This is a genomic window from Shewanella sp. Sh95 (assembly GCF_001308045.1).
Taxonomy (GTDB): Bacteria; Pseudomonadota; Gammaproteobacteria; order Enterobacterales; family Shewanellaceae; genus Shewanella; species Shewanella xiamenensis.
Genome location: NZ_LGYY01000019.1, coordinates 1 through 18,303, shown reverse-complemented (window position 1 = coordinate 18,303; position 18,303 = coordinate 1). Strand labels below are relative to the sequence as shown.

The following is an 18,303-nucleotide window of genomic DNA, read 5'->3' as shown; positions in this document are numbered from 1 at the left end:
GACGGCACTTTGTCGCAAGCTGCCAGCACTTTTACAGTGACTGACAACTGCTTATATCCCTTCGACAACAATCATTGCCTAAAACTTCCCAAGCACTATGGGATGACTTACCTCGTCTGAAATACACTATTTTTTAAGGAATTAGCTCAATTTATTACCTCAGATGCTATCCCTGTGACTTTTGATGGTTCTTTTTTGAACAATATTAACTTTACAAGTTGTAGGTAAACGGAAAGTGCATTATGTTATTGATTTAAAATGGGTGGCTCGATTTATTTGCAGGTAGGTTCTGGGAAGGGCGGTTTAAATCCCAAGCCCTACTCGATGAAGCCGCTGTGCTAGCTTGTATGACTTACGTCGATTTAAATCCCATCAGAGCACAACTCGCTGATACACCAGAACAATCCGACCATACCAGTATTCAACTACGTATTCGGGCCGCATTAAAAGGTGAGCAGCCCAGCAATCTTCTACCTTTTATCGGTAGCGAGTGCGACAACCAACCCAATAGCATTGCGTTTTCATTAATGGATTACCTTCAATTGGTGGATGATACCGGCCGAATTATTCGCAATGATAAACGTGGATACATCAGTGAAAGTAGTGCCAAGATACTGAACAGATTAAATATCCCCCATGACAATTGGCTCAAGTTGACAACCGAATTTGGCAAGTTATTTCATGGCCCTGTAGGCACATTGCAAAAGCTGACCGATTACTGCGAACACTTAGAAAAGCGACGACGGCACTTTGCCGCAAGCTGCCAGCACTTTTACAGTGACTGACAACTGCTTATATCCCTTCGACAACAATCATTGCCTAAAACTTCCCAAGCACTATGGGATGACTTACCTCGTCTGAAATAAACCATTTTTTAATGAATTAGCTCAATCTATTACCTCAGATGCTATCCCTGTGACTTTTGATGGTTCTTTTTTGAACAATATTAACTTTTCAAGTTGTAGGTAAACGGAAAGTGCATTATGTTGTTGATTTAAAATGGGTGGCTCGATTTATTTCTTGAACGGATCTTTGTGTCCTTCTCTCACGATCGCCTCGCAACGCTCGGGGTATCTCCGCAAGACATCTTCTCCGCCCTGAACAACCAGAACGTCCTTACGTCTGCTGGATCGATTGAGACGAAGGGGCCGCAGGTTTTCCTGCGTCTGGACGGTGCATTCGACAAGCTGGAGAAGATCCGAAATACGCCGATTGTGGTGCAGGGGCGTACGCTCAAGCTATCAGATATTGCAACGGTAGAACGCGGCTATGAAGACCCGGCGACTTTCCTGATTCGTAACAACGGTGAAGAGGCCCTTCTGCTCGACGTCGTGATGCGCGAAGGGTGGAATGGACTGGATCTAGGCAAGGCACTCGACGCCGAGACGGCCAAGATCAACGAGAACATGCCGTTGGGTATGGCTCTTGTGAAGGTTACCGATCAGTCTGTGAACATCGCATCGGCTGTCGATGAATTCATGGTCAAATTTTTCGTCGCGCTGCTTGTTGTGATGGTTGTTTGCTTCGTCAGTAGGTCGCAAGCGCACGCTTCTTGGGCACATCGATGAGTAGCTTGCCTTCAACTTTGTACTGCCTACCGTCGGGTGCGATCATCGGCCGGCTTTGCTGCAACGCAATGCCCGTTGCATCCAAGATCGGGTTTCCGTCACTACCCACGATTGAATGGGCTGCATCGAGTTGAACCTGGGCGCCTGGATAGAAATCGGCAATGGGGGTCACTACGTTGTTGCCCACCATCGGCCGAACGAATCCAGCGATGACGAGCAACAACGCAAGACAGGCCAATATGATCTTCAGCGTGCGAATTCCCGCTGTTTTCGTACGTACTGCATCAGTCGAGAAGCGAGCGTAGAAGTACAGCGTTGTCCAGAAGAGCGGGAATCCAGCGGCAAGTACATAAACGGTACGAGATGGCGTAAAAAATGCCATCGCCATGAATGCCATGCTCAATAGATTGAATACACCCAACCAAACGGGAAGGTGGTTCCATATCTCACGGAAAAGGTACCGCACCCCGGAATAGGAGTTGCTGACATTTTCCGATGGCGGCGGCTTTAGTCCATTCCATGTTATGAGGCTCATGATCTTCAGGCTCTTGATTGGAGAAGATGTTGCGGGGATCTGAGGATCACTGGCCTTGAGATTGCGCCATGAACGTCTTGAGTTGATCCAGCGTCACGTAACCTTTTCCATCTGTATCTATCTCAGCGAAATGCTGGGCCACGCGAGGCATGCCCTTAGTGGCCTCTTCCTTTGTCAACTTTCCGTCGTGGTTGGCGTCGGCCTGCTGGAACCTGCTTTCCAGTACGTTTGCCATGCGGCCACGCATGGCGCCGCCGCCCATCTGAGGTTGGGCGGCGGCCATGCCGGAGACAACCAGCAGTCCAATAGTGATCAGTGTGCGCATCGAAATTTCTCCATGTTCCAAGTGGTTGGGGCGTCTCCCGCAGACGCAGCGGCGGTTCCGTTGCATCGAGAGGACAGCCTCATTGTGCCATTGACTTACTGGACAGTCAATGAACGAATGCGCTAGACTGTAACATCACTCATAGACACACGGGACTCCTTCATGCCGACAGAAAAACCACAAGGAATTCGGGCCCAGAAGAAGGCAGAGCGTCCAGGCGAGATCCTGCGGGCGGCGTTCGCCGAATTCGTCGACAAGGGTTTCATCGCCGGACGAGTCGAGGACATCGCCAAGCGCATTGGTGTCACCAAGGGTACGGTGTACTTCTATTTCGAGACCAAAGAGCGGTTGTTCGAGGAGGTCATGGTAAGCGTTTCGGCAGCCATAGCGAGCGATATTGCATCCATTCCGCTCGATACGCGGGGAACCTATGTCGACCAGTTGAAGAATTTCATTCTTTCCGTCTATGGCATGTTGGCCAAGCACCCGGAAGGTCGCGAAATGGTTCGACTTCTCATTGCTGAGGCGCCCCGCTTCCCGGAGTTGACTGAAAAGCATCACGATCATTTCATTGGCCCGGGCGTGGCCGCTATCAAACGAATTGTCACCAATGGCATCGCTGCAGGTGAGTTCACTGATTCGGCGTTGGCTGACTTTCCGCAGTTAGTGATGAGCCCTATCCTGGTGTTGACCTTTGGGCAGTTGCGTTTTGCAGGGCGTAGGCCCATTGACCCAAGAAAGTTCATCGAAGCCCACCTTGAGTTGGTGATCAACGGATTACGGGTGAGGTGTTGATGTTCTACTGCAGCGCTGCGGCTGCGAGTCGATACATGAAAAACAATGCCAGCGAGGTCCCTAAAAATGTGAAACGAGTAGCCCAAAGCAAGGTCGTGCTCAGCGTGGCATCCATATTTTTATTTCCACCTACCGTCCTACCAGCTGCAGCGCGAAGTTGCGCAGTTGGATGCCAGCTCTGGTTCTGGGGACCATGAACCGCCCTGTCATTCCCATGCGGCGGATATAGGGATCTACACGTGAACGATGTTGGGCCTCATACAGTGCCAGGGCTGTAGTGGGGGCGCCGCGATTTCTATCCAGTGCGTCGGCCAGCGTCTCCGCGCCCAGCATCGCCAGGCTAGACCCGTTGCCGAATAGCGAAGCGCATGACGCGGCATCGCCCAGGAGTGCGACTCTTCGGTCTCGCCAACGGGGCAGGCTCACGCGACATACTGCGTCGAAGTAGACATCCTCGGTATCTGCATAAGCTTTGAGCAGCTCCTCGGTTCTCCACCGTCCACCGGCATAGCAGTCCTGCAGCAGCATGCGCTGCGCATCGACATCGGTGTGTCCTACCCTTGCTCCACTGCGGAACAGGAACATCGCTAATGCAGACCCTAGGGCAGGGTGTACGACGAGTGCACGATCTGGCTCGTTATAGATGAGTACGCGGGTGGGATCGTTGGCTATTTCGGTTGTGTGGACGCTGGCGACATAGAGGCCCAACGCTTGAATATGACGCTCGTTGCCATCAAGTGCGAGCGCGCGCACGGAAGAATGAAGACCATCGCAGCCAATCAATAGATCGACGTGCTGGTCTATGCCTCTGGCAGACGTTACGTTTACGCCGGTTTCATCTTGGTCGATTCGGACTATTGTGTCGGCAAATCGGACCTCCACGTCGTCTGGCAATGCGTTCAGTAGAGCTGTTGCTAGATCGGCGCGCGGCACTTCTACTTCACGGCTGCTGCCTGGGGCTCGACTGTTGATTTCGGCGCGCGTTCGTCCTCGCGCATCAATAAAGGCAAATCGCTCCACGCGAGTAGCGACTGCGCGCAAGCTTGGAACGATTCCTAGCCGTTCTGCCGTGGCGAATGCTTCGCCGCGCACATCTACAGGATTCCCGCTAGTGCGCATGCACGGCGACCGCTCAACTAGAGTTACTTTCATGCCCATCCGTGCGGATTCCACGCTGACTCGGACACCCATTCCACGCGCATCCGGACAGTGATTCCACGCTGATCCGGACACTCATTCCACAAGCATCCGGACACCGATTTCACGGCCATCCGGACACTTTTCAGGCAGGCAGCTACGCAGGATTTCTTCACTACCATCGACCTCTTTTTCGAAGCAGAGAGGTCGTCGTGGAGCGTTTATCCATGCGTAAAATCCGAGAGGTGTTGCGCCTCAAGTTCGACTGCGGCCTGTCCGTGCGCAAGATCGCCCGCAGCCTGGGTACTGGCCACAGCAGTGCCGGTGATTACCTCTGTCGTTTTGCCGCCAGCGGTCTCAGTTGGCCCTGTTCGTTGTCCGATGCCGAGTTGGAGCAGCAACTGTTCCCGCCGGCCCCGGCGGTTGCCAGTGAGAAGCGGCCTTTACCCGATTGGGCATGGGTGCATGCCGAACTGCGCCGGATCGGCCCCCACGCATTTTGCGGGATCGTGCGCGCCGTGCGCCTTACCAAAGGTGTGACCACCGGCGATTAAGGCAACGGTTTCTTCGTCATTCATCGCCATACGGCCAAAGGTATCGCGGATTTCTTTTGCCGAAGCTAAGGGATCGGGCACTCCGTTCGGGCCTTCTGGGTTAACGTAAATTAAGCCCATTTGGGTCGCGCCCATAGGTTTAGCCAATTCGCCCTTTTCGTTGCGTCTTTTACTATCGAGCCACGCTTTTTCTGAGCCCCAATTGACCATTTCGGCTTCCCAGTCGTCTTCACGACCACCCGCAAAACCAAAGGTTTTAAAGCCCATCGACTCTAATGCCACGTTACCCGTTAGCACCATCAAGTCGCCCCAAGACAGCTTGCTGCCGTATTTTTGCTTGATGGGCCACAACAGACGGCGAGCCTTATCTAAACTCACGTTATCCGGCCAGCTATTTAAGGGCTCAAAACGTTGTTGGCCACCCGCAGCACCACCGCGGCCATCAAAAATCCGGTATACGCCCGCGCTATGCCACGCCATACGAATAAAGAAAGGTCCATAGTGACCATAATCAGCGGGCCACCAGTCTTGAGACTCGGTCATCAAGGCTTTGATATCTTTTTTTACCGCATCGAGATCTAAGGTTTTAAAGGCTTCGGCATAGTGATAATCACTGCCATAGGGATTGGATTCAATCGCATTTTGACGTAATGGACTGAGATTTAATTTTTCAGGCCACCAAAATTGATTACCTGTGACTTGCTCTTGCGCAGTGACCGTTCCCGCCCCCAATGCGAGAGACATAGCCAAAGTTAACGCCGATAGCGTAGGAAGGGTGTTTATTTTCATGATAGTTACCTAGTTTCGTCCTGTTCGGCCCATTGATTTGTATTAACAATGGGCCATCCGCTTGCTGTTTAACGGCATACAGCAATCCTTATCGTTGTGTTACTCCAAGGCAAAATTGTCATATGCCGTTAACACAACCGAGATTGCAGTCTAATGACAGGCTTCTAAGTAATTGAAACGATTAATACCGATGAATGGAATCGCGAAAATAGATTAACGATGGTTAATTTATGAAAGCATTAAGAAAGTTGCCACTTACCGAAATCCATACTGTATTAGTAGTCAACTTATAGGGAATGACTATGGTATAAAATTGTTCATCCAAAAGGTTTAGCTATCTGTGATAGCATAGCGGCCGTTTTCCGTTAACGTTGATAAGGTATTGCAATGAATCCGATTATTGCCATCTTAAAAGAACACAATGTCACTGATGCAAAAATTAACGAGCTTTTTCAAGCATTAACCGATAATCCCCTGATGGCGATGGGCATTATTGGCCAGCTCGGTATTCCGCCTGAAAAACTGCAACAACTGATGGCTCAGGTAATGCAAAATCCTGCCGTGATTAAAGAAGCGGTACTCGAGCTGGGTTTAGATTTCGCCAAGGTTGAAGCCGCTAAAGCGCAACTACAAAAGTAATTTATCCCAGCCAATCGGCTTATAAAGGCAAAGCATCATTGGCTTTGCCTTTTTATTCAAATTGTTATCTCTACCCTTTCACACTGCTACATAAAGATATAAAAACCTTATCGCCCCTCGCGGACAATATTTGCTAGAGTGTTGCAACACGCCATCATAACCAAAAGTGATTGAAAGGAATCAAGATGCGCCCACCTATTCGTCTATTTGCACTACTGTTGCCCGCACTGTTGTTGGGTTGTCAAAAGCAAACTCAAGCGCAACATGCGCAGGGTATGGACAAACCCGCTGCGCAAACCACTTCACAAACAAGCACGCCTCAAGCAAGCACCGCAGAGATTAATCCGGTCAATATGGATAAGCGCGAAAGTCAGCAACAACAAGCGGCTAAACAAGGTGTTAACAAGCCAAGTATTTCACCTAAAGGAGAAGGTATGATGCTACAAGGCACTGTAAGATATCTCAATTTAGAAGGGGGTTTTTGGGGAATTATCGCCGATAACGGCCAAAAAATATTGCCTAAAAATCTGCCGCAGGAATACCGCAAAGACGGCATACGTTTAAGTTTCACCGCCCAGGAAATCATCGGCATGATGACCATTCAGCAGTGGGGCAAACTATCAAACTTGAGTGATATCACTGTTATTGGCCAAGTAGAGAGTCAATCGGCCGATCCGCGGCTATAACAAGCCTTGGCCTGAGTGTGAGCCGCAAGCTACAGGCAAAAACTCAGGCCACACTTATTGAACATCGAACATTGAACATCGAGCGAGTAGCATCCCCTCGTTCTGGCAAGGTATCCTAAGTACGCACACATCAGGTGATGTGTGCCACATCCGATGGCTCAAAGGATACATGCCACACGGGTCTAACATTAAGACTGCTCCGACACCTTGGCCTGTTCAGCTTGCCACTCTTCAATTACTTCCTTTGCCGCTCTAAAGGCTTCAATGCCCGACGGCATACCGCAATAAACGGTTGAATGTAAGAGTACTTCTTGTATTTCTGCAACTGTGCAACCATTTCGCAAGGCACCGCGAACATGGCCTTTTAACTCAGCTGGCGCTTTTAGTGCCGCTAAGGTTGCGATGGTGATTAAACTGCGCGTTTGCAGCGGTAATCCCTCGCGGGACCACACTTCACCCCAACAATTGGCAGTCACTAACGCCTGTAATGGCTGGGTAAAATCCGTTGCGCTGCTAAGGGCCTTATCGACAAAACTGTCACCCATCACAGCACGGCGCACCTTAAGCCCTTTTTCATATTGCTCTTCGTTCATCTGACAATCCTTTTACTCTACACTCTGACAAGTTAACTGGCTCAATAGATAATTCCCTTTAAAAACATCATTCACAGGCTTTGCATCGATCACATTATGGCAATTAAAACCTGACCTCAAGGTAAATTCCATATAAGCTATCGCGCATATTCAAGGTAAGAACAATTCTCATTTATAAAAAGGTGATTGATGAAACCATTGCCGCTCAGTCTATGTGCCCTTGCCGTCGCAAGTGCATTGCCCGCTTGGGCAGACGAACAATCTAAACCACTTATTCAAGAAGTGATTGTGGTCTCAGGTTCCCGTATGGAACAAAAAATTGAACAGGTGGCAGGCTCTATTTTGGTGATAGATGAACAAGCCATCGAACGTAATATGAGCAATGACTTTGGTAGCCTGTTCCGTAACGAATCGGCTGTCGATATCAAGGGCGGAGCAGGCAAACCGACCTCAGTAACCATTCGCGGTATCGGCGGCAACCGAGTCATGATGGTAAAAGATGGTGTACGGGTAAATAACCAGTATGCTTCGCCGTTAGGCCCTGGTGCTGAAGGCACAGGCCGCGGTTTAACTGAAGTGCAAAGTCTTAAGCAAATTGAAGTAGTTAAAGCCGCTGCATCCACTATGTACGGCTCAGACGCCCTCGGTGGCGTGGTAGTGATGCGCACCAAAGATGCCAGCGACTACCTGCGGGGCGAAGATTATTATGTGTCGCTCAATGCGGGTTACACAGGCATCAATAACGAATACTCCGGCGGTTTTACCAGCGCAGCGGCCTATAGCGATTTTGAGAATTTGCTCACCTATCAGCACCGCAAAGGCGAAGAGTTACCTAACTACTTTGATACTCAGCCTGAAAGCGATCTGTTACAAGACAGCCTGCTATTCAAGAGTAAATACCGTTTTAATGAGCACACCACGGTGCAGCTCACCCTCGACTACCTAGAGCAAACGCTAGAACGCTGGGAAGATAAGCTCAATCGTGCCCAAGTACTGCAGGAGCGGATTGATACCGATCGCGATACCCAAGTGATCAACGGTGCCTTACAACTGCGCTCCGATAAAGCCACGTATTTACACGATGATTTGACCGTTACCGCCTATTTTGGCCAAACGGAGCAACTCGAACACCGTGATTATTTTGATTTACTCAAACTAGATCGCCCACTTACCGAATATCGCGACTATAAATTTAAAGATCAACGGCTTGGATTAACCAGTACCTTTAGCAAATACCTAGGCGCTGAGGGATACGGCCATCAGCTCACCTATGGGATGGACTATGAATGGTCCAAAATGATGCGCCATCGCAACAACAATATCGCTAGCAGCGGCGGTGATTGGCAAACCGAAACCCCCTTTACCTTTGCCGATACCGATAGCAACCGTTTAGGGCTATTTTTGCAGGACGATATCACCCTGTTAAATGGTGATTTAAACCTGATTGGCGGCCTACGTTATGACTATTTCCGTAACAGCCCCGACCAACAACAAGCGATGGAAGCAGGTAAAGATCCAGCCGACTTTGCGGTAATGAGCGACACCTTTTGGTCACCCAAAGTGGGGCTCGTTTATAAACTTACCGACACAGTGAGTGCCTACGCCCAATATGCCTATGGCTATAAAATGCCTACGCCCGATCAAAAATGGGGTGAGTTAGAGGTCGATGGCGGCTCGATGACTGATGTGATCATTCAAGCCAACTATGACTTAAAGTCTGAGCAATCCCACACCTGGGAACTGGGTATCCGCGGCAATCATGCAGATACTCAATATGAGCTCACCACCTTCTACACCCACGCGGTCGACTTTATTGATTGGCAATATGTCAGCTTTAAACCGCCAGTGTTTGGTCCGGTGATGCAGCCCATGGAGTTCAAATACCAGTACTTCAACCGCGATCAAGTGACACTCTATGGCGCAGAGGCCCAAGCCAACCATTGGCTGACAGATTCTATCGAGCTATGGGGCAATATCGCTTATACCCATGGAACCGATGAAAACGGTCAATACCTTAACAGCGTTAGCCCGCTAAAAGGCAACCTAGGGGTGAATTGGTATAGCGATATTGGTGGAATGGAAACCGATATTGGCGCAGTAGTACGCTGGGCCGATAAGATGGACCGCACCCACGATATCAACCTGACCATCGATGATATTTGCGTAATGGGCCAATGTATTCCTAAAGAAAGCTTTAACGAAGTCTACAACACCGCCGGTTACGCCGTGTTTGACTTAACCATGGGCCTGCACGTTACCGACAATCTGCATCTGCGTGCTGGGGTGTATAACCTGTTTGATAAGGAATATGTTGACTACGCCGATGTGGCTGGCCAATCCGTGTTCTTACTCAATAGCACCATGAACTTGCAAAAGGATGATTTCACCCAACCAGGGCGTTATTTCAACCTAAGTGTGAATTATCAGTTTTAATTCAAGCGGTTGTACTTGCTAAACATTCCCCGGTGTTTACCGGGGAATGTTTAGCAATCTCTCTGAGCCATACACTCAATCAAAATCGCGGCTTCATCCCCTGATGTGTAATCAAGCGCTCGCAACAACAATGACTCATTTTATCGCGTATGCAGGGTTGCGGTGTTATCGAGCTGGCCATTGGCATCAACCCGCACCAGTACTGAATGGTCTTTGGATAATTTAACAAACTTTATCTGTTCTGCTTCAGGCTGTTGCCAGTTAAGGATAAAGAGCGAAGCGTTTTCATCCTGCTCAAAGCCGCGCTCGGTATTCAACTCCCCAAATGTTACCAAGCCATCAACGGTCATTCGATATTGGTTGCCTTGACCAATAATTTCCAGCGTGACGGGCTTAGTATTGATGACGCCACGGTATACCACGCCATCAAATTTATCGTAGGCGGTATTATCCGCGCGGTGCTCACACTGACCTGAATGTTGTTCAGAGCCGCTGACAGGCTGACAGTGATTAGCTTCGCTCACCTCAGCTTGCTGGGCATATCCCCATGCTGGCAATAACACCAGCACGCCAATAAGAGATGCTATTTTTCTGCGATTTATCAATGCCATTCCTATCAACGCCATTTCCAGCCGTGTCGTCGCTATAAGCCGATGGCAATGATGCTAACCGCTTAACTTACTCTTGTCAGCAAGCAAACGGCTAGCCGCACTAATTTGCACTGAGGTTGGGGATCTCTTGCTGACTATAAAACAGCGCCACATCCTGTAATTGCTCGGCAGTCAACGCACTGACCTGTGATTGCATTAACGGATCTAGGCGTAAGCCCGCTTTGAAATCGACTAACTGCTTATTAAGGTAAGCCGGTTTTTGCCCCCTTAAATTAGGGAATTGCTTGGCCATGGCGATCATCGCCAGCCCATGGCATGACTCACATTGAGCCGTGGCCAGCGCCTTACCACGCTCGATATCGGCTGGATAACCTTCGGCATAAACCGCTGTGGATAAGCCGCACAGGACAAGCAAACTGACGATAAACGTTTTCATTGAGATCCCTTAGCGGCAGGTTTAGCTGGCGGTGGTAACTGGCTTGCGTCAAGGGGCAAACGCCTAAAGAGGGTCATATCCATTTCAGCTTGACCATAATAGGTACTGAGGTAGCTCAACGTCGGCTCCCACGTATCCGACAAGTCCCATAAGCCTTGGGTATCCACCATCCACTGCAAGGTTTCTTTCCAAAAGGCTTTATCACCGCGATTTTGGGTAACAATCATACTGGTGTGACAGGCATTACATTGATAATTAACCAACTCCCAACCGGGCGCCATAATAAGGCCCGATTGAGGGTCCACGGGATACTCGGTGGCGAACGACGCCCCAGTGAAAAGCAGCCCACACATGATCAGCTTATTGACATACGCTCTCATCACACCACCCTAACGGCAATACGGTGGCAACCATTAAACATATATCCCTTAGGGTTCCATTGTGGCTGTACAACCGGTTGGCTATCACCTTCGCTATCGGTCGCTTTGGCCCAGATTTCGTAATAGCCCTGTGTTGGCAGCTGCAACTCAATGCTCCATTGCTGCCATGCGGTGGCGTTTTTCGGTTTTTGTAGCTCCGCGACAAACCAACGGGTGCCATAATCGTAACTCACTTCCACCTTCACCACTTCGCGCACGCCTGCCCACGCATGGCCCGCAACCGTTAGTTTTTGCCCTTGAGCCAGTTCAGTGCCGGATTGCGGTTGAGTGATCAAAGACTTCACGATCATTTCTTCAATAATTCGATAGTCTTTTTCAGCAACCGTCTCACCGGGTGCAATGGGATATTTAGGTACTTGATACGCTGGCGCTTCCATTTTATGCCCGTCGTGGACTTTATTACGCACACTGATCCCCGTTGCCGCTTTTTGCGAAACCGATCCCGGCCGGCCACCAAATACGATACGTAGGGGATAACCATGCAGGTAAGGAATATCCTCACCATTCATCGACCATGCGATTAGCCCAAGCTCTTCGAGCGCCGCCTTGATAGGAACACCGCGGGAAATGGCCTCACCTTTTCCGCTCAAATGTACATCAGCCCCGTGGTGGCCGGTGTAAACCGCATCGGCTTTAACACCACAATCCTTAAGCACATCGCTCACCAACACACCTGTCCACTCGGAACAAAATACTGCTGAGTTATTCCACTGATTGCCCTTAGTACTCGGGAAAAAGCCCGCGCGACTATTGCCGCCACATTCAATCAATAACTGTAAGGTGTAATGTTTAAAGCGGCGCTTTAACTCATCAATGGTGTAGGTTTTAGGGGTGATAACCGACTCGCCATCCACTTTAAAAGTCCAGGTTTTAGCATCCAGCGTCTTAAAATCAGGCACTATGCCATTCCAGCGGATAAACGAAACATCGGCAGGCGTCACCGAAGGCGCGAGCATATGCTCTGGCGGATAGGCATTCAGCGGGTTAGTGTTTAATACTTTGAAATAGCTCGGTAAGTCCTCAGCCTTAGTCCAGGTTAATGCCGAAATATCCAAAGCACTCACCCCAGCAGGAAGCTTATCGGCAAATACCCACTTAACCGGCAGCGCGGATAACACCGACGTCGCTACCGCACCTTTTATAAAAACTCGACGATTAAGATCCATGTTATTTATCCTTTCCGAGGTAAAAGTATTCCGCCATCTGCTGCATATCCGCCTCACTCAACAACTGAGCGACTTTAGTCATAGTGGGGTCTTGGCGCGTGCCAGCCTTAAAGGCTCGAAGCTGCTTCAACAGATAATCCGAGTTTTGCCATCCAATATTCGGAATATGTTCAAAACGACTCATGCCAGACTTGCCATGGCAGGCCTTGCACATATTCAATAATTTATTGCTCTCATCGGCGTGGGTGACCACCGGCAACAAAAGCATCAGCACACCCGCCGAATAAATCACTCGCAGCAACATCCATTATTCTCTTCAGTTAGTGTTCATCACGACGACTGTCATTGAACGTAGCCATTCAGATAACATTAAGTTACATCAATGCTTATCGAGGTTCACATTCAATACAATTGAGTCAAAAGCTCAAGAGAAGTGACTTGTATTAGTAAGTAGTAAAATTTCAAGCCATTGATTAGATAAAGAAGATAGTTTATGGCCTTATGGCCAAGGGGAGTTAAAGTCGTGGGGCTTCACCCCCTGATTTTTTAATCAAGAGTCGACCAAGGAGGACTGCTCGTCCTATCAAAAACGTCCATGTTAAACTACCAGCTCGATATCCCTATCTCGCGCTCAAAACGGCCGTTGGCCTTCGCCCTTGGATGCTCCAAGACGCCCCTAACGGAGTAAGCGTTCTTATGCTATCGCGTCAGACACTCGTGAACTTCTGTCACTTTGGTGTTGTCTGCGATTTACTGAAAAACAAATGAATGTTCCATTTTGGGCTAATGCAAAACTAGCAGAGTGATTCCTTCTATATCTTTAGAAAATTAACAATCGGGGCTCGTTTAAAATCCAAGAGATAACTTTTCCTTGGCAACAGGTCACTATTGCCGCTGTTCATCATATGCTGTACGCTAAGTTAAATTTTGATTAATAAACAATGCTTAAGCTGTTACTTAATCAATGCCTATTTAGTGTTAACGATAAATTCGTTGATTAAAATGGCGATAAAATGAGTCAGGGAAGATCCGCTCGACAAAGCGAACAAGGCAAGGACAAGCACTCTACACCTCTCCTTAAAGATGCTCCCCCTCAGTACCAATTGTGATTCAGTTTAAGGTTTCACCAACCACAAGCTGATAGCTTTATTATTGTTTTTATTAAAATTTATCATCTATGTGCTTTCTGGTAGCAAGTGCCATGGGCGGTAGCGTGCTTATGAATGAGTAAAACAACCACATTCGTTGGAACCCACATGCAGAATAAAGAAAAAATTGCGGTGTTTATTGATGCCGATAATGCGCCAGCCAGAAAGTTTGATGTGGTACTCGCTGAGCTTGCAAAACACGGTCTCATCAGTATTCGAAAGGCCTATGGGAATTGGAAAAGCCCGAACCTAAAGCCATGGGAAGATATCCTGCATGAATATGCCATTCAGCCTATTCAACAATTCGATTTAACTAAGGGTAAAAATGCCAGCGATATCGCTTTAGTGATTGATGCTATGGACATTCTTTACACAAAGGATATAGACATCATTTGCTTAATCTCTTCGGATTGCGACTTTACTCCCCTTGTGACCAGAGCCTTAGCCGATGGTAAAACCGTTTTTGGTTTCGGTGAACGTAAAGCACCAGCCGCTTTCGTAAATAGCTGCTCTCGCTTCCTCTACCTCGACGCAGAACCTGTAGTTGTCGCAGAAGAAATTGAAGTGATATCAGAAGTCACTCAGCCGCCACCAACTACACCAGACTCAGTTAGTAAAACCGAGCAAGCTCAGCCCAAAACCGCGACACCACAAAAATGCAATTTAAAAAGTGACACAAAACTGCTCAATATGTTGCGACAGGCCATAGAAGCAACCGAAGAGGAAGATGGTTGGGCACAACTCGGCCCAATTGGGTCTCATATCTCAAATCACAGCTCTTTCGATCAGCGAAACTATGGATTTAAAAAACTCAGCGATCTCTTTGCCGCAATCGATCTCTTCGAAATGCGTAAAACCCACGGCTCAGTACTATGGGTAAGAGATATCAAACGCGCAAAGAAAAATGGGAAGTAAAAATAAGATTAATTAACTCAATTGATTTGAGATTTTGCATTATGAAATTTGACCATCTGCTATCAAACACACAGTCTTTAATGAATCAGATCTACTGGTTCCAGCAAAACATAAGCTACCCAGCGGGAGCCTCACACAGAGGTGTCTCAATAAAATATGTTGATATACAGGAAAGACGCTCTAGCTTTATACGTGAGCTGAAAAGCACGGCATTAAATTGGGTTTACTCGACTGAAAAATATAATCAGTTATTCGCTCAAGAGATGCAAGCAAGAAATGGAGATGTTCAAAACACTTGCTCCTACCTAATGCAAGTTGCTGATCATAAGTTCAGGAAGGGATGTCCTCAAGGCCAATATGGAGAGCTTCTTCTATTCAATTTCATTCAACATTTCTTCCGTGCCCCTCCACTATTAAGAAAAATGTCATTAACCACAAATCCTGGTTTAGAAAGGCATGGTGCTGATGCGATTCATTATCGTGAAGACAATATAAGTCAATGTTTTATCCTTGGAGAGTCTAAATGCTATGAATCAAAATATAAATTCAATGAAGCCTTACAATCTTCAGTTAATAGCATAGTAACTTCTTTTGAAAACATTGAAGATGAATTGATTTTGTACCAACTAGATGACTTTATAGACCCTAACCTTCAAGAAATCGCGAGGAAGCTAAAAGATGGCACTTTGGCTTCGCCTCGCTTTGAATTAGTTTGCCTAATAGCATATGAAGAGACTCAAAATATTGATGGACATAGCCAAGCTGAGATTCAGGAAAATATTGAAGAGTGCCTTGCTTACCGATGGAAAAACGTGAATAACAACCTATACGCATCGGTTCGTTCTCCGATTATAGAGCGGATTCACTACGTAGTTTTTCCAACTTGGTCACTCAGTGACTTACTTAATGAATTTTAAGGTGTATGAGCTTATGACAGATAGAACTATCATTAGGGAATTACTTGAAATTGAGCTCAATAACTTTGCAATAAAAATCAATTTAATTAATTCAGAATATAAAAATATACCTTACCATCTTTGCATTGCAGCTCTTAACCTTCTCAAAGATATTTCGAATAAAGATGATTCAGATTTAAATCGACAAATTGCCATCTGCATTATTTCACTACTTTGGACGCATTCCGAAGAGTCTATAAAGGATAATCTTAGACAAATAATTACTCCAATCTTGTCAACTATGGGCTTTTCTCCTAGTGCGATGATGCTCGACAAACAACTACAAGAAGCGGGTGTTTATTCGCCAATAAGCAGTTATATAGACAAATTAAGAGTATTAATTCATGATAGAAAAAACCAAATTAATATTGGCAAAAAAGTATACACGCTTACTGGATTTCAATCAGAGCTTTGGCGAGCTATTGAGGATAATAAATTAATAGGTATATCTGCTCCAACTTCTGCCGGAAAGTCATTCCTTATATATCTTAAATTAATTGACATGCTAAAACGAGGTGCTCGCAAATTTGTTTATGTTGTACCAACATTGAGTTTAATTAGTCAGGTTACAGCAGATATATCAAAGCTAATGCGTGAGCATGAAATAATAGGCATTGATGTATTAAACTCGTATGAGGAAGGATTGGATGAGTTCATATATGTAGTGACTCAAGAGAGAGCTATTTCATTATTCTCTGAATCAAGAGTTAGCAATTTAAATATGCTTGTTGTGGATGAAATTCAAAACATCGAGAAGGTGGCTAATGAGGGAGAAGACCGTTCAAAAGTATTGTATGATGTTTTGATTGACGTACGAAATGATGCTGATGTTGACAAAATAATCCTAAGTGGCCCCAGACTCAAAAATATTGGAGGCTTAGGCTTTAGAATTTTTGGACAGATATCTGAGGAAATGCAAACTGACTCCCCACCAGTATTAAGCCTTACCTATTCAATATCCGAAAAGAAAGGAACTTATCTACTAAACCTGTATTCAACTCTTTTTGACGTGCCACTACAAAAGGTAATTGAAAACTCTAATCACATTAATGGACTAGGGCAAGTACAATACACACAGAAGTTTAACGAATACCTACACAAGACTATCTCTTGTCTATCAGATGATGTGAATGTTGTTTTTTCCCCAACATCTACACAAGCCAGGAAATCGGCTGAACAGTTTTCAAAATATAAAAATCCATCTGAAAGCAATGTATTACAGAGTTTATCTAATTACCTAAAGGACTCCGTCCATTCTAAGTATGAATTAGCAAAAATTGTAAAGTCTGGCGTAGCATACCATACTGGAAAAACTCCAATGCATGTCAGAAAAAGCATAGAGTATGCTACCTCTTCACAATATATTAAATATCTTTTTTGCACCACAACATTAATGCAAGGAGTTAATCTTCCTGCAAAAAACGTAATAATTCGCAATCCCAATCTTTTTACTAAAAGAAAACAAGAGAATATCAGCTTATCTGCTTACGAATTTGCAAACTTAAGAGGAAGAGCAGGAAGGCTACTAACTGATTTCATAGGTAGAACTATCGTTTTGGATGAAGGTTCTTTTAGTGCAGCAAATGAGGAAAGTAGCAGTCCTTCACTATTTCCAGAAGAATATAAAGACATTCGTACCGGGTATCAAGATATCTATGCAATGCATTCTGATTTCGTAGACGATATTTTATATGGAGATCATGTAGTTGATGGAGCACCATCGAAAGCTCTGATTACACATATAAGACAAATTCTATATAGGCACGGTAAAGAGAAAGGAACCTCACGTCTCAAGGATGTTGGAATTTACTTACCACCAGATCTTGCTATAAATGTGATGGATGGTCTAGATAAATTAAAAGTTGAAAGAGAACTTGTATTAGCTAATAGATACTGGGATCCTGTCGACCTTGAGAAACTAACTCAAATATACCACGCTCACCATCAGCCTCTCGCAACAAATGTTTTTGAACCAAGCATGTATCAAGGTTTTTTGCATTGGATGACAGTCATGCGCTCGGAATTCCCTTATTATTTTAATCGCTATCTTGGAAAAGTCGACAATGACTTATATATGTACGGTATTGCAAAAAGTGCCGAGAATTGGGTACGAGAAAAGCCACTCAATGAAATATTACATACTAGATTTAGCTCCAATGAGGAATCAATTGATGACAAGATAGATTCGGAAATAGAAAAATTGGGTAAGCATGTTAGCTATGGACTGCCCATGCTTTTAAAACCAATTGCAGATCTAGGGCGACAAAATTCAAGTATAATATCCATTATTGAATTGGGCCTACATACTCCTCTGGCAAGATATCTTTCAGATAGAGGGGTACCTCGGGAAACCGCAATAAAGATCAGCAGACTTCATTCATCGAAAAATGAGTTTAATAAAGGTAGAGTCAGACGAATGTTAAATTATTGGGAGCTTCAGCATGTCCAGCACTGAAGGATCCCCTCATAAATCAGCCATAGCATAGCCATATTTGAGCAACTGATTGGCGAATAATACCCAGGCCGCCAGCAATTCTTTCTCCGTGATTTGATAATCAGGCCGCTGAGTCCCTCCAA

At 46.3% G+C, this 18,303-nt stretch carries 17 protein-coding genes and 3 pseudogenes; 10 read left to right on the top strand and 10 right to left on the bottom strand.

Features of this window, described 5'->3' with window-relative positions:
• Window positions 1-281 precede the first annotated feature (281 nt).
• Both AEA42_RS01300 and AEA42_RS01295 read left to right on the top strand, forming a co-directional pair.
• Window positions 282-785, top strand: a pseudogene (locus tag AEA42_RS01300) (transposase); the annotation flags it as partial.
• A 249-nt stretch (window positions 786-1,034) separates the two neighbouring features.
• Window positions 1,035-1,568: an efflux RND transporter permease subunit gene (locus AEA42_RS01295; RefSeq protein WP_055646741.1), complete on the top strand. Its 534-nt coding sequence runs from the start codon at window positions 1,035-1,037 to the stop codon at window positions 1,566-1,568.
• On the opposite strand, the gene AEA42_RS01290 is transcribed toward AEA42_RS01295, so the two are convergent.
• Together AEA42_RS01290 and AEA42_RS01285 are read right to left on the bottom strand one after the other, a co-directional pair.
• On the bottom strand, window positions 1,528-2,103 hold the full coding sequence (locus AEA42_RS01290; RefSeq protein WP_055646740.1) for a hypothetical protein: 576 nt from the start codon (window positions 2,101-2,103) through the stop codon (window positions 1,528-1,530). The two genes, AEA42_RS01295 and AEA42_RS01290, sit on opposite strands and share 41 nt — an antisense overlap.
• Before the next feature lie 46 nt (window positions 2,104-2,149).
• Entirely contained in the window at window positions 2,150-2,428 is a 279-nt protein-coding gene (locus AEA42_RS01285) for an EF-hand domain-containing protein (RefSeq protein WP_034081111.1), read from the bottom strand.
• A gap of 162 nt (window positions 2,429-2,590) precedes the next feature.
• Between AEA42_RS01285 and AEA42_RS01280 the strand changes: the two genes are divergently transcribed.
• On the top strand, window positions 2,591-3,223 hold the full coding sequence (locus AEA42_RS01280) for a TetR/AcrR family transcriptional regulator (RefSeq protein ID WP_034021350.1): 633 nt from the start codon (window positions 2,591-2,593) through the stop codon (window positions 3,221-3,223).
• Window positions 3,224-3,352: 129 nt separating this feature from the next.
• Here AEA42_RS01280 and AEA42_RS01275 read toward each other — a convergent pair whose 3' ends face one another.
• Window positions 3,353-4,414 carry an FAD-dependent monooxygenase gene (locus tag AEA42_RS01275; protein WP_082389596.1) on the bottom strand — a complete coding sequence of 354 codons (1,062 nt, stop codon included), beginning with the start codon at window positions 4,412-4,414 and terminating at the stop codon, window positions 3,353-3,355.
• 158 nt (window positions 4,415-4,572) lie between these two features.
• Here AEA42_RS01275 and AEA42_RS21645 point away from each other — a divergent pair.
• Window positions 4,573-4,842 (top strand): annotated as a pseudogene (locus tag AEA42_RS21645) (IS21 family transposase); the annotation flags it as partial.
• On the opposite strand, the pseudogene AEA42_RS01265 reads toward AEA42_RS21645, so the two are convergent.
• A pseudogene (locus AEA42_RS01265) lies at window positions 4,837-5,703 on the bottom strand (peroxidase family protein); the annotation flags it as partial. The pseudogenes AEA42_RS21645 and AEA42_RS01265 overlap by 6 nt on opposite strands.
• Before the next feature lie 387 nt (window positions 5,704-6,090).
• Here AEA42_RS01265 and AEA42_RS01260 point away from each other — a divergent pair.
• Complete coding sequence (locus AEA42_RS01260; RefSeq protein WP_055646737.1) at window positions 6,091-6,342, top strand: DUF2999 family protein; 252 nt, start codon at window positions 6,091-6,093, stop codon at window positions 6,340-6,342.
• A gap of 185 nt (window positions 6,343-6,527) precedes the next feature.
• Window positions 6,528-7,028, top strand: coding sequence for a hypothetical protein (locus tag AEA42_RS01255; RefSeq protein WP_055646736.1), 501 nt, complete (start codon window positions 6,528-6,530; stop codon window positions 7,026-7,028).
• Window positions 7,029-7,216: 188 nt separating this feature from the next.
• Here AEA42_RS01255 and AEA42_RS01250 read toward each other — a convergent pair whose 3' ends face one another.
• Window positions 7,217-7,621 (bottom strand): carboxymuconolactone decarboxylase family protein, encoded by a 405-nt coding sequence (locus AEA42_RS01250; protein WP_037429985.1) that lies wholly within the window; start codon window positions 7,619-7,621, stop codon window positions 7,217-7,219.
• A gap of 189 nt (window positions 7,622-7,810) precedes the next feature.
• Between AEA42_RS01250 and AEA42_RS01245 the strand changes: the two genes are divergently transcribed.
• Window positions 7,811-10,054, top strand: a complete 2,244-nt coding sequence (locus tag AEA42_RS01245; protein WP_055646735.1) for a TonB-dependent hemoglobin/transferrin/lactoferrin family receptor — start codon at window positions 7,811-7,813, stop codon at window positions 10,052-10,054.
• Between the two features lie 140 nt (window positions 10,055-10,194).
• On the opposite strand, the gene AEA42_RS01240 is transcribed toward AEA42_RS01245, so the two are convergent.
• The 5 genes from AEA42_RS01240 to AEA42_RS01220 form a co-directional block, all read right to left on the bottom strand.
• Complete coding sequence (locus tag AEA42_RS01240) at window positions 10,195-10,665, bottom strand: hypothetical protein (protein WP_231640338.1); 471 nt, start codon at window positions 10,663-10,665, stop codon at window positions 10,195-10,197.
• A gap of 100 nt (window positions 10,666-10,765) precedes the next feature.
• On the bottom strand, window positions 10,766-11,101 hold the full coding sequence (locus AEA42_RS01235) for a c-type cytochrome (RefSeq protein WP_055646734.1): 336 nt from the start codon (window positions 11,099-11,101) through the stop codon (window positions 10,766-10,768).
• Window positions 11,098-11,454 (bottom strand): cytochrome C, encoded by a 357-nt coding sequence (locus AEA42_RS01230; RefSeq protein ID WP_231640339.1) that lies wholly within the window; start codon window positions 11,452-11,454, stop codon window positions 11,098-11,100. Before AEA42_RS01230 ends, AEA42_RS01235 begins: the two co-directional genes overlap by 4 nt.
• A gap of 26 nt (window positions 11,455-11,480) precedes the next feature.
• Window positions 11,481-12,707, bottom strand: a complete 1,227-nt coding sequence (locus tag AEA42_RS01225; protein ID WP_055646733.1) for a sulfite oxidase — start codon at window positions 12,705-12,707, stop codon at window positions 11,481-11,483.
• A gap of 1 nt (window position 12,708) precedes the next feature.
• Entirely contained in the window at window positions 12,709-13,011 is a 303-nt protein-coding gene (locus tag AEA42_RS01220) for a cytochrome c (protein ID WP_055646732.1), read from the bottom strand.
• Window positions 13,012-13,963: 952 nt separating this feature from the next.
• Here AEA42_RS01220 and AEA42_RS01215 point away from each other — a divergent pair.
• The 3 genes from AEA42_RS01215 to AEA42_RS01205 are packed head-to-tail and all read left to right on the top strand — an operon-like array spanning window position 13,964 to window position 18,181.
• On the top strand, window positions 13,964-14,770 hold the full coding sequence (locus AEA42_RS01215; RefSeq protein WP_055646731.1) for an NYN domain-containing protein: 807 nt from the start codon (window positions 13,964-13,966) through the stop codon (window positions 14,768-14,770).
• Window positions 14,728-15,687, top strand: coding sequence for a DUF1837 domain-containing protein (locus tag AEA42_RS01210; RefSeq protein ID WP_055646730.1), 960 nt, complete (start codon window positions 14,728-14,730; stop codon window positions 15,685-15,687). Before AEA42_RS01215 ends, AEA42_RS01210 begins: the two co-directional genes overlap by 43 nt.
• A 13-nt stretch (window positions 15,688-15,700) precedes the next feature.
• Window positions 15,701-18,181 (top strand): DEAD/DEAH box helicase, encoded by a 2,481-nt coding sequence (locus AEA42_RS01205; RefSeq protein WP_197278412.1) that lies wholly within the window; start codon window positions 15,701-15,703, stop codon window positions 18,179-18,181.
• Window positions 18,182-18,303 lie beyond the last annotated feature (122 nt).

Bases quoted from the DNA above. Each gene is read 5' to 3' on its own strand.
- AEA42_RS01245 (WP_055646735.1), top strand. From the start codon at position 7,811: ATGAAACCATTGCCGCTCAGTCTATGTGCCCTTGCCGTCGCAAGTGCA.
- AEA42_RS01255 (WP_055646736.1), top strand. From the start codon at position 6,528: ATGCGCCCACCTATTCGTCTATTTGCACTACTGTTGCCCGCACTGTTG.
- AEA42_RS01280 (WP_034021350.1), top strand. From the start codon at position 2,591: ATGCCGACAGAAAAACCACAAGGAATTCGGGCCCAGAAGAAGGCAGAG.
- AEA42_RS01230 (WP_231640339.1), bottom strand. From the start codon at position 11,454: ATGTGTGGGCTGCTTTTCACTGGGGCGTCGTTCGCCACCGAGTATCCC.
- AEA42_RS01285 (WP_034081111.1), bottom strand. From the start codon at position 2,428: ATGCGCACACTGATCACTATTGGACTGCTGGTTGTCTCCGGCATGGCC.
- AEA42_RS01225 (WP_055646733.1), bottom strand. From the start codon at position 12,707: ATGGATCTTAATCGTCGAGTTTTTATAAAAGGTGCGGTAGCGACGTCG.
- AEA42_RS01210 (WP_055646730.1), top strand. From the start codon at position 14,728: ATGGGTAAGAGATATCAAACGCGCAAAGAAAAATGGGAAGTAAAAATA.
- AEA42_RS01250 (WP_037429985.1), bottom strand. From the start codon at position 7,621: ATGAACGAAGAGCAATATGAAAAAGGGCTTAAGGTGCGCCGTGCTGTG.
- AEA42_RS01205 (WP_197278412.1), top strand. From the start codon at position 15,701: ATGACAGATAGAACTATCATTAGGGAATTACTTGAAATTGAGCTCAAT.
- AEA42_RS01215 (WP_055646731.1), top strand. From the start codon at position 13,964: ATGCAGAATAAAGAAAAAATTGCGGTGTTTATTGATGCCGATAATGCG.
- AEA42_RS01275 (WP_082389596.1), bottom strand. From the start codon at position 4,414: ATGGGTGTCCGAGTCAGCGTGGAATCCGCACGGATGGGCATGAAAGTA.
- AEA42_RS01235 (WP_055646734.1), bottom strand. From the start codon at position 11,101: ATGAAAACGTTTATCGTCAGTTTGCTTGTCCTGTGCGGCTTATCCACA.
- AEA42_RS01240 (WP_231640338.1), bottom strand. From the start codon at position 10,665: ATGGCATTGATAAATCGCAGAAAAATAGCATCTCTTATTGGCGTGCTG.
- AEA42_RS01290 (WP_055646740.1), bottom strand. From the start codon at position 2,103: ATGAGCCTCATAACATGGAATGGACTAAAGCCGCCGCCATCGGAAAAT.
- AEA42_RS01260 (WP_055646737.1), top strand. From the start codon at position 6,091: ATGAATCCGATTATTGCCATCTTAAAAGAACACAATGTCACTGATGCA.
- AEA42_RS01220 (WP_055646732.1), bottom strand. From the start codon at position 13,011: ATGTTGCTGCGAGTGATTTATTCGGCGGGTGTGCTGATGCTTTTGTTG.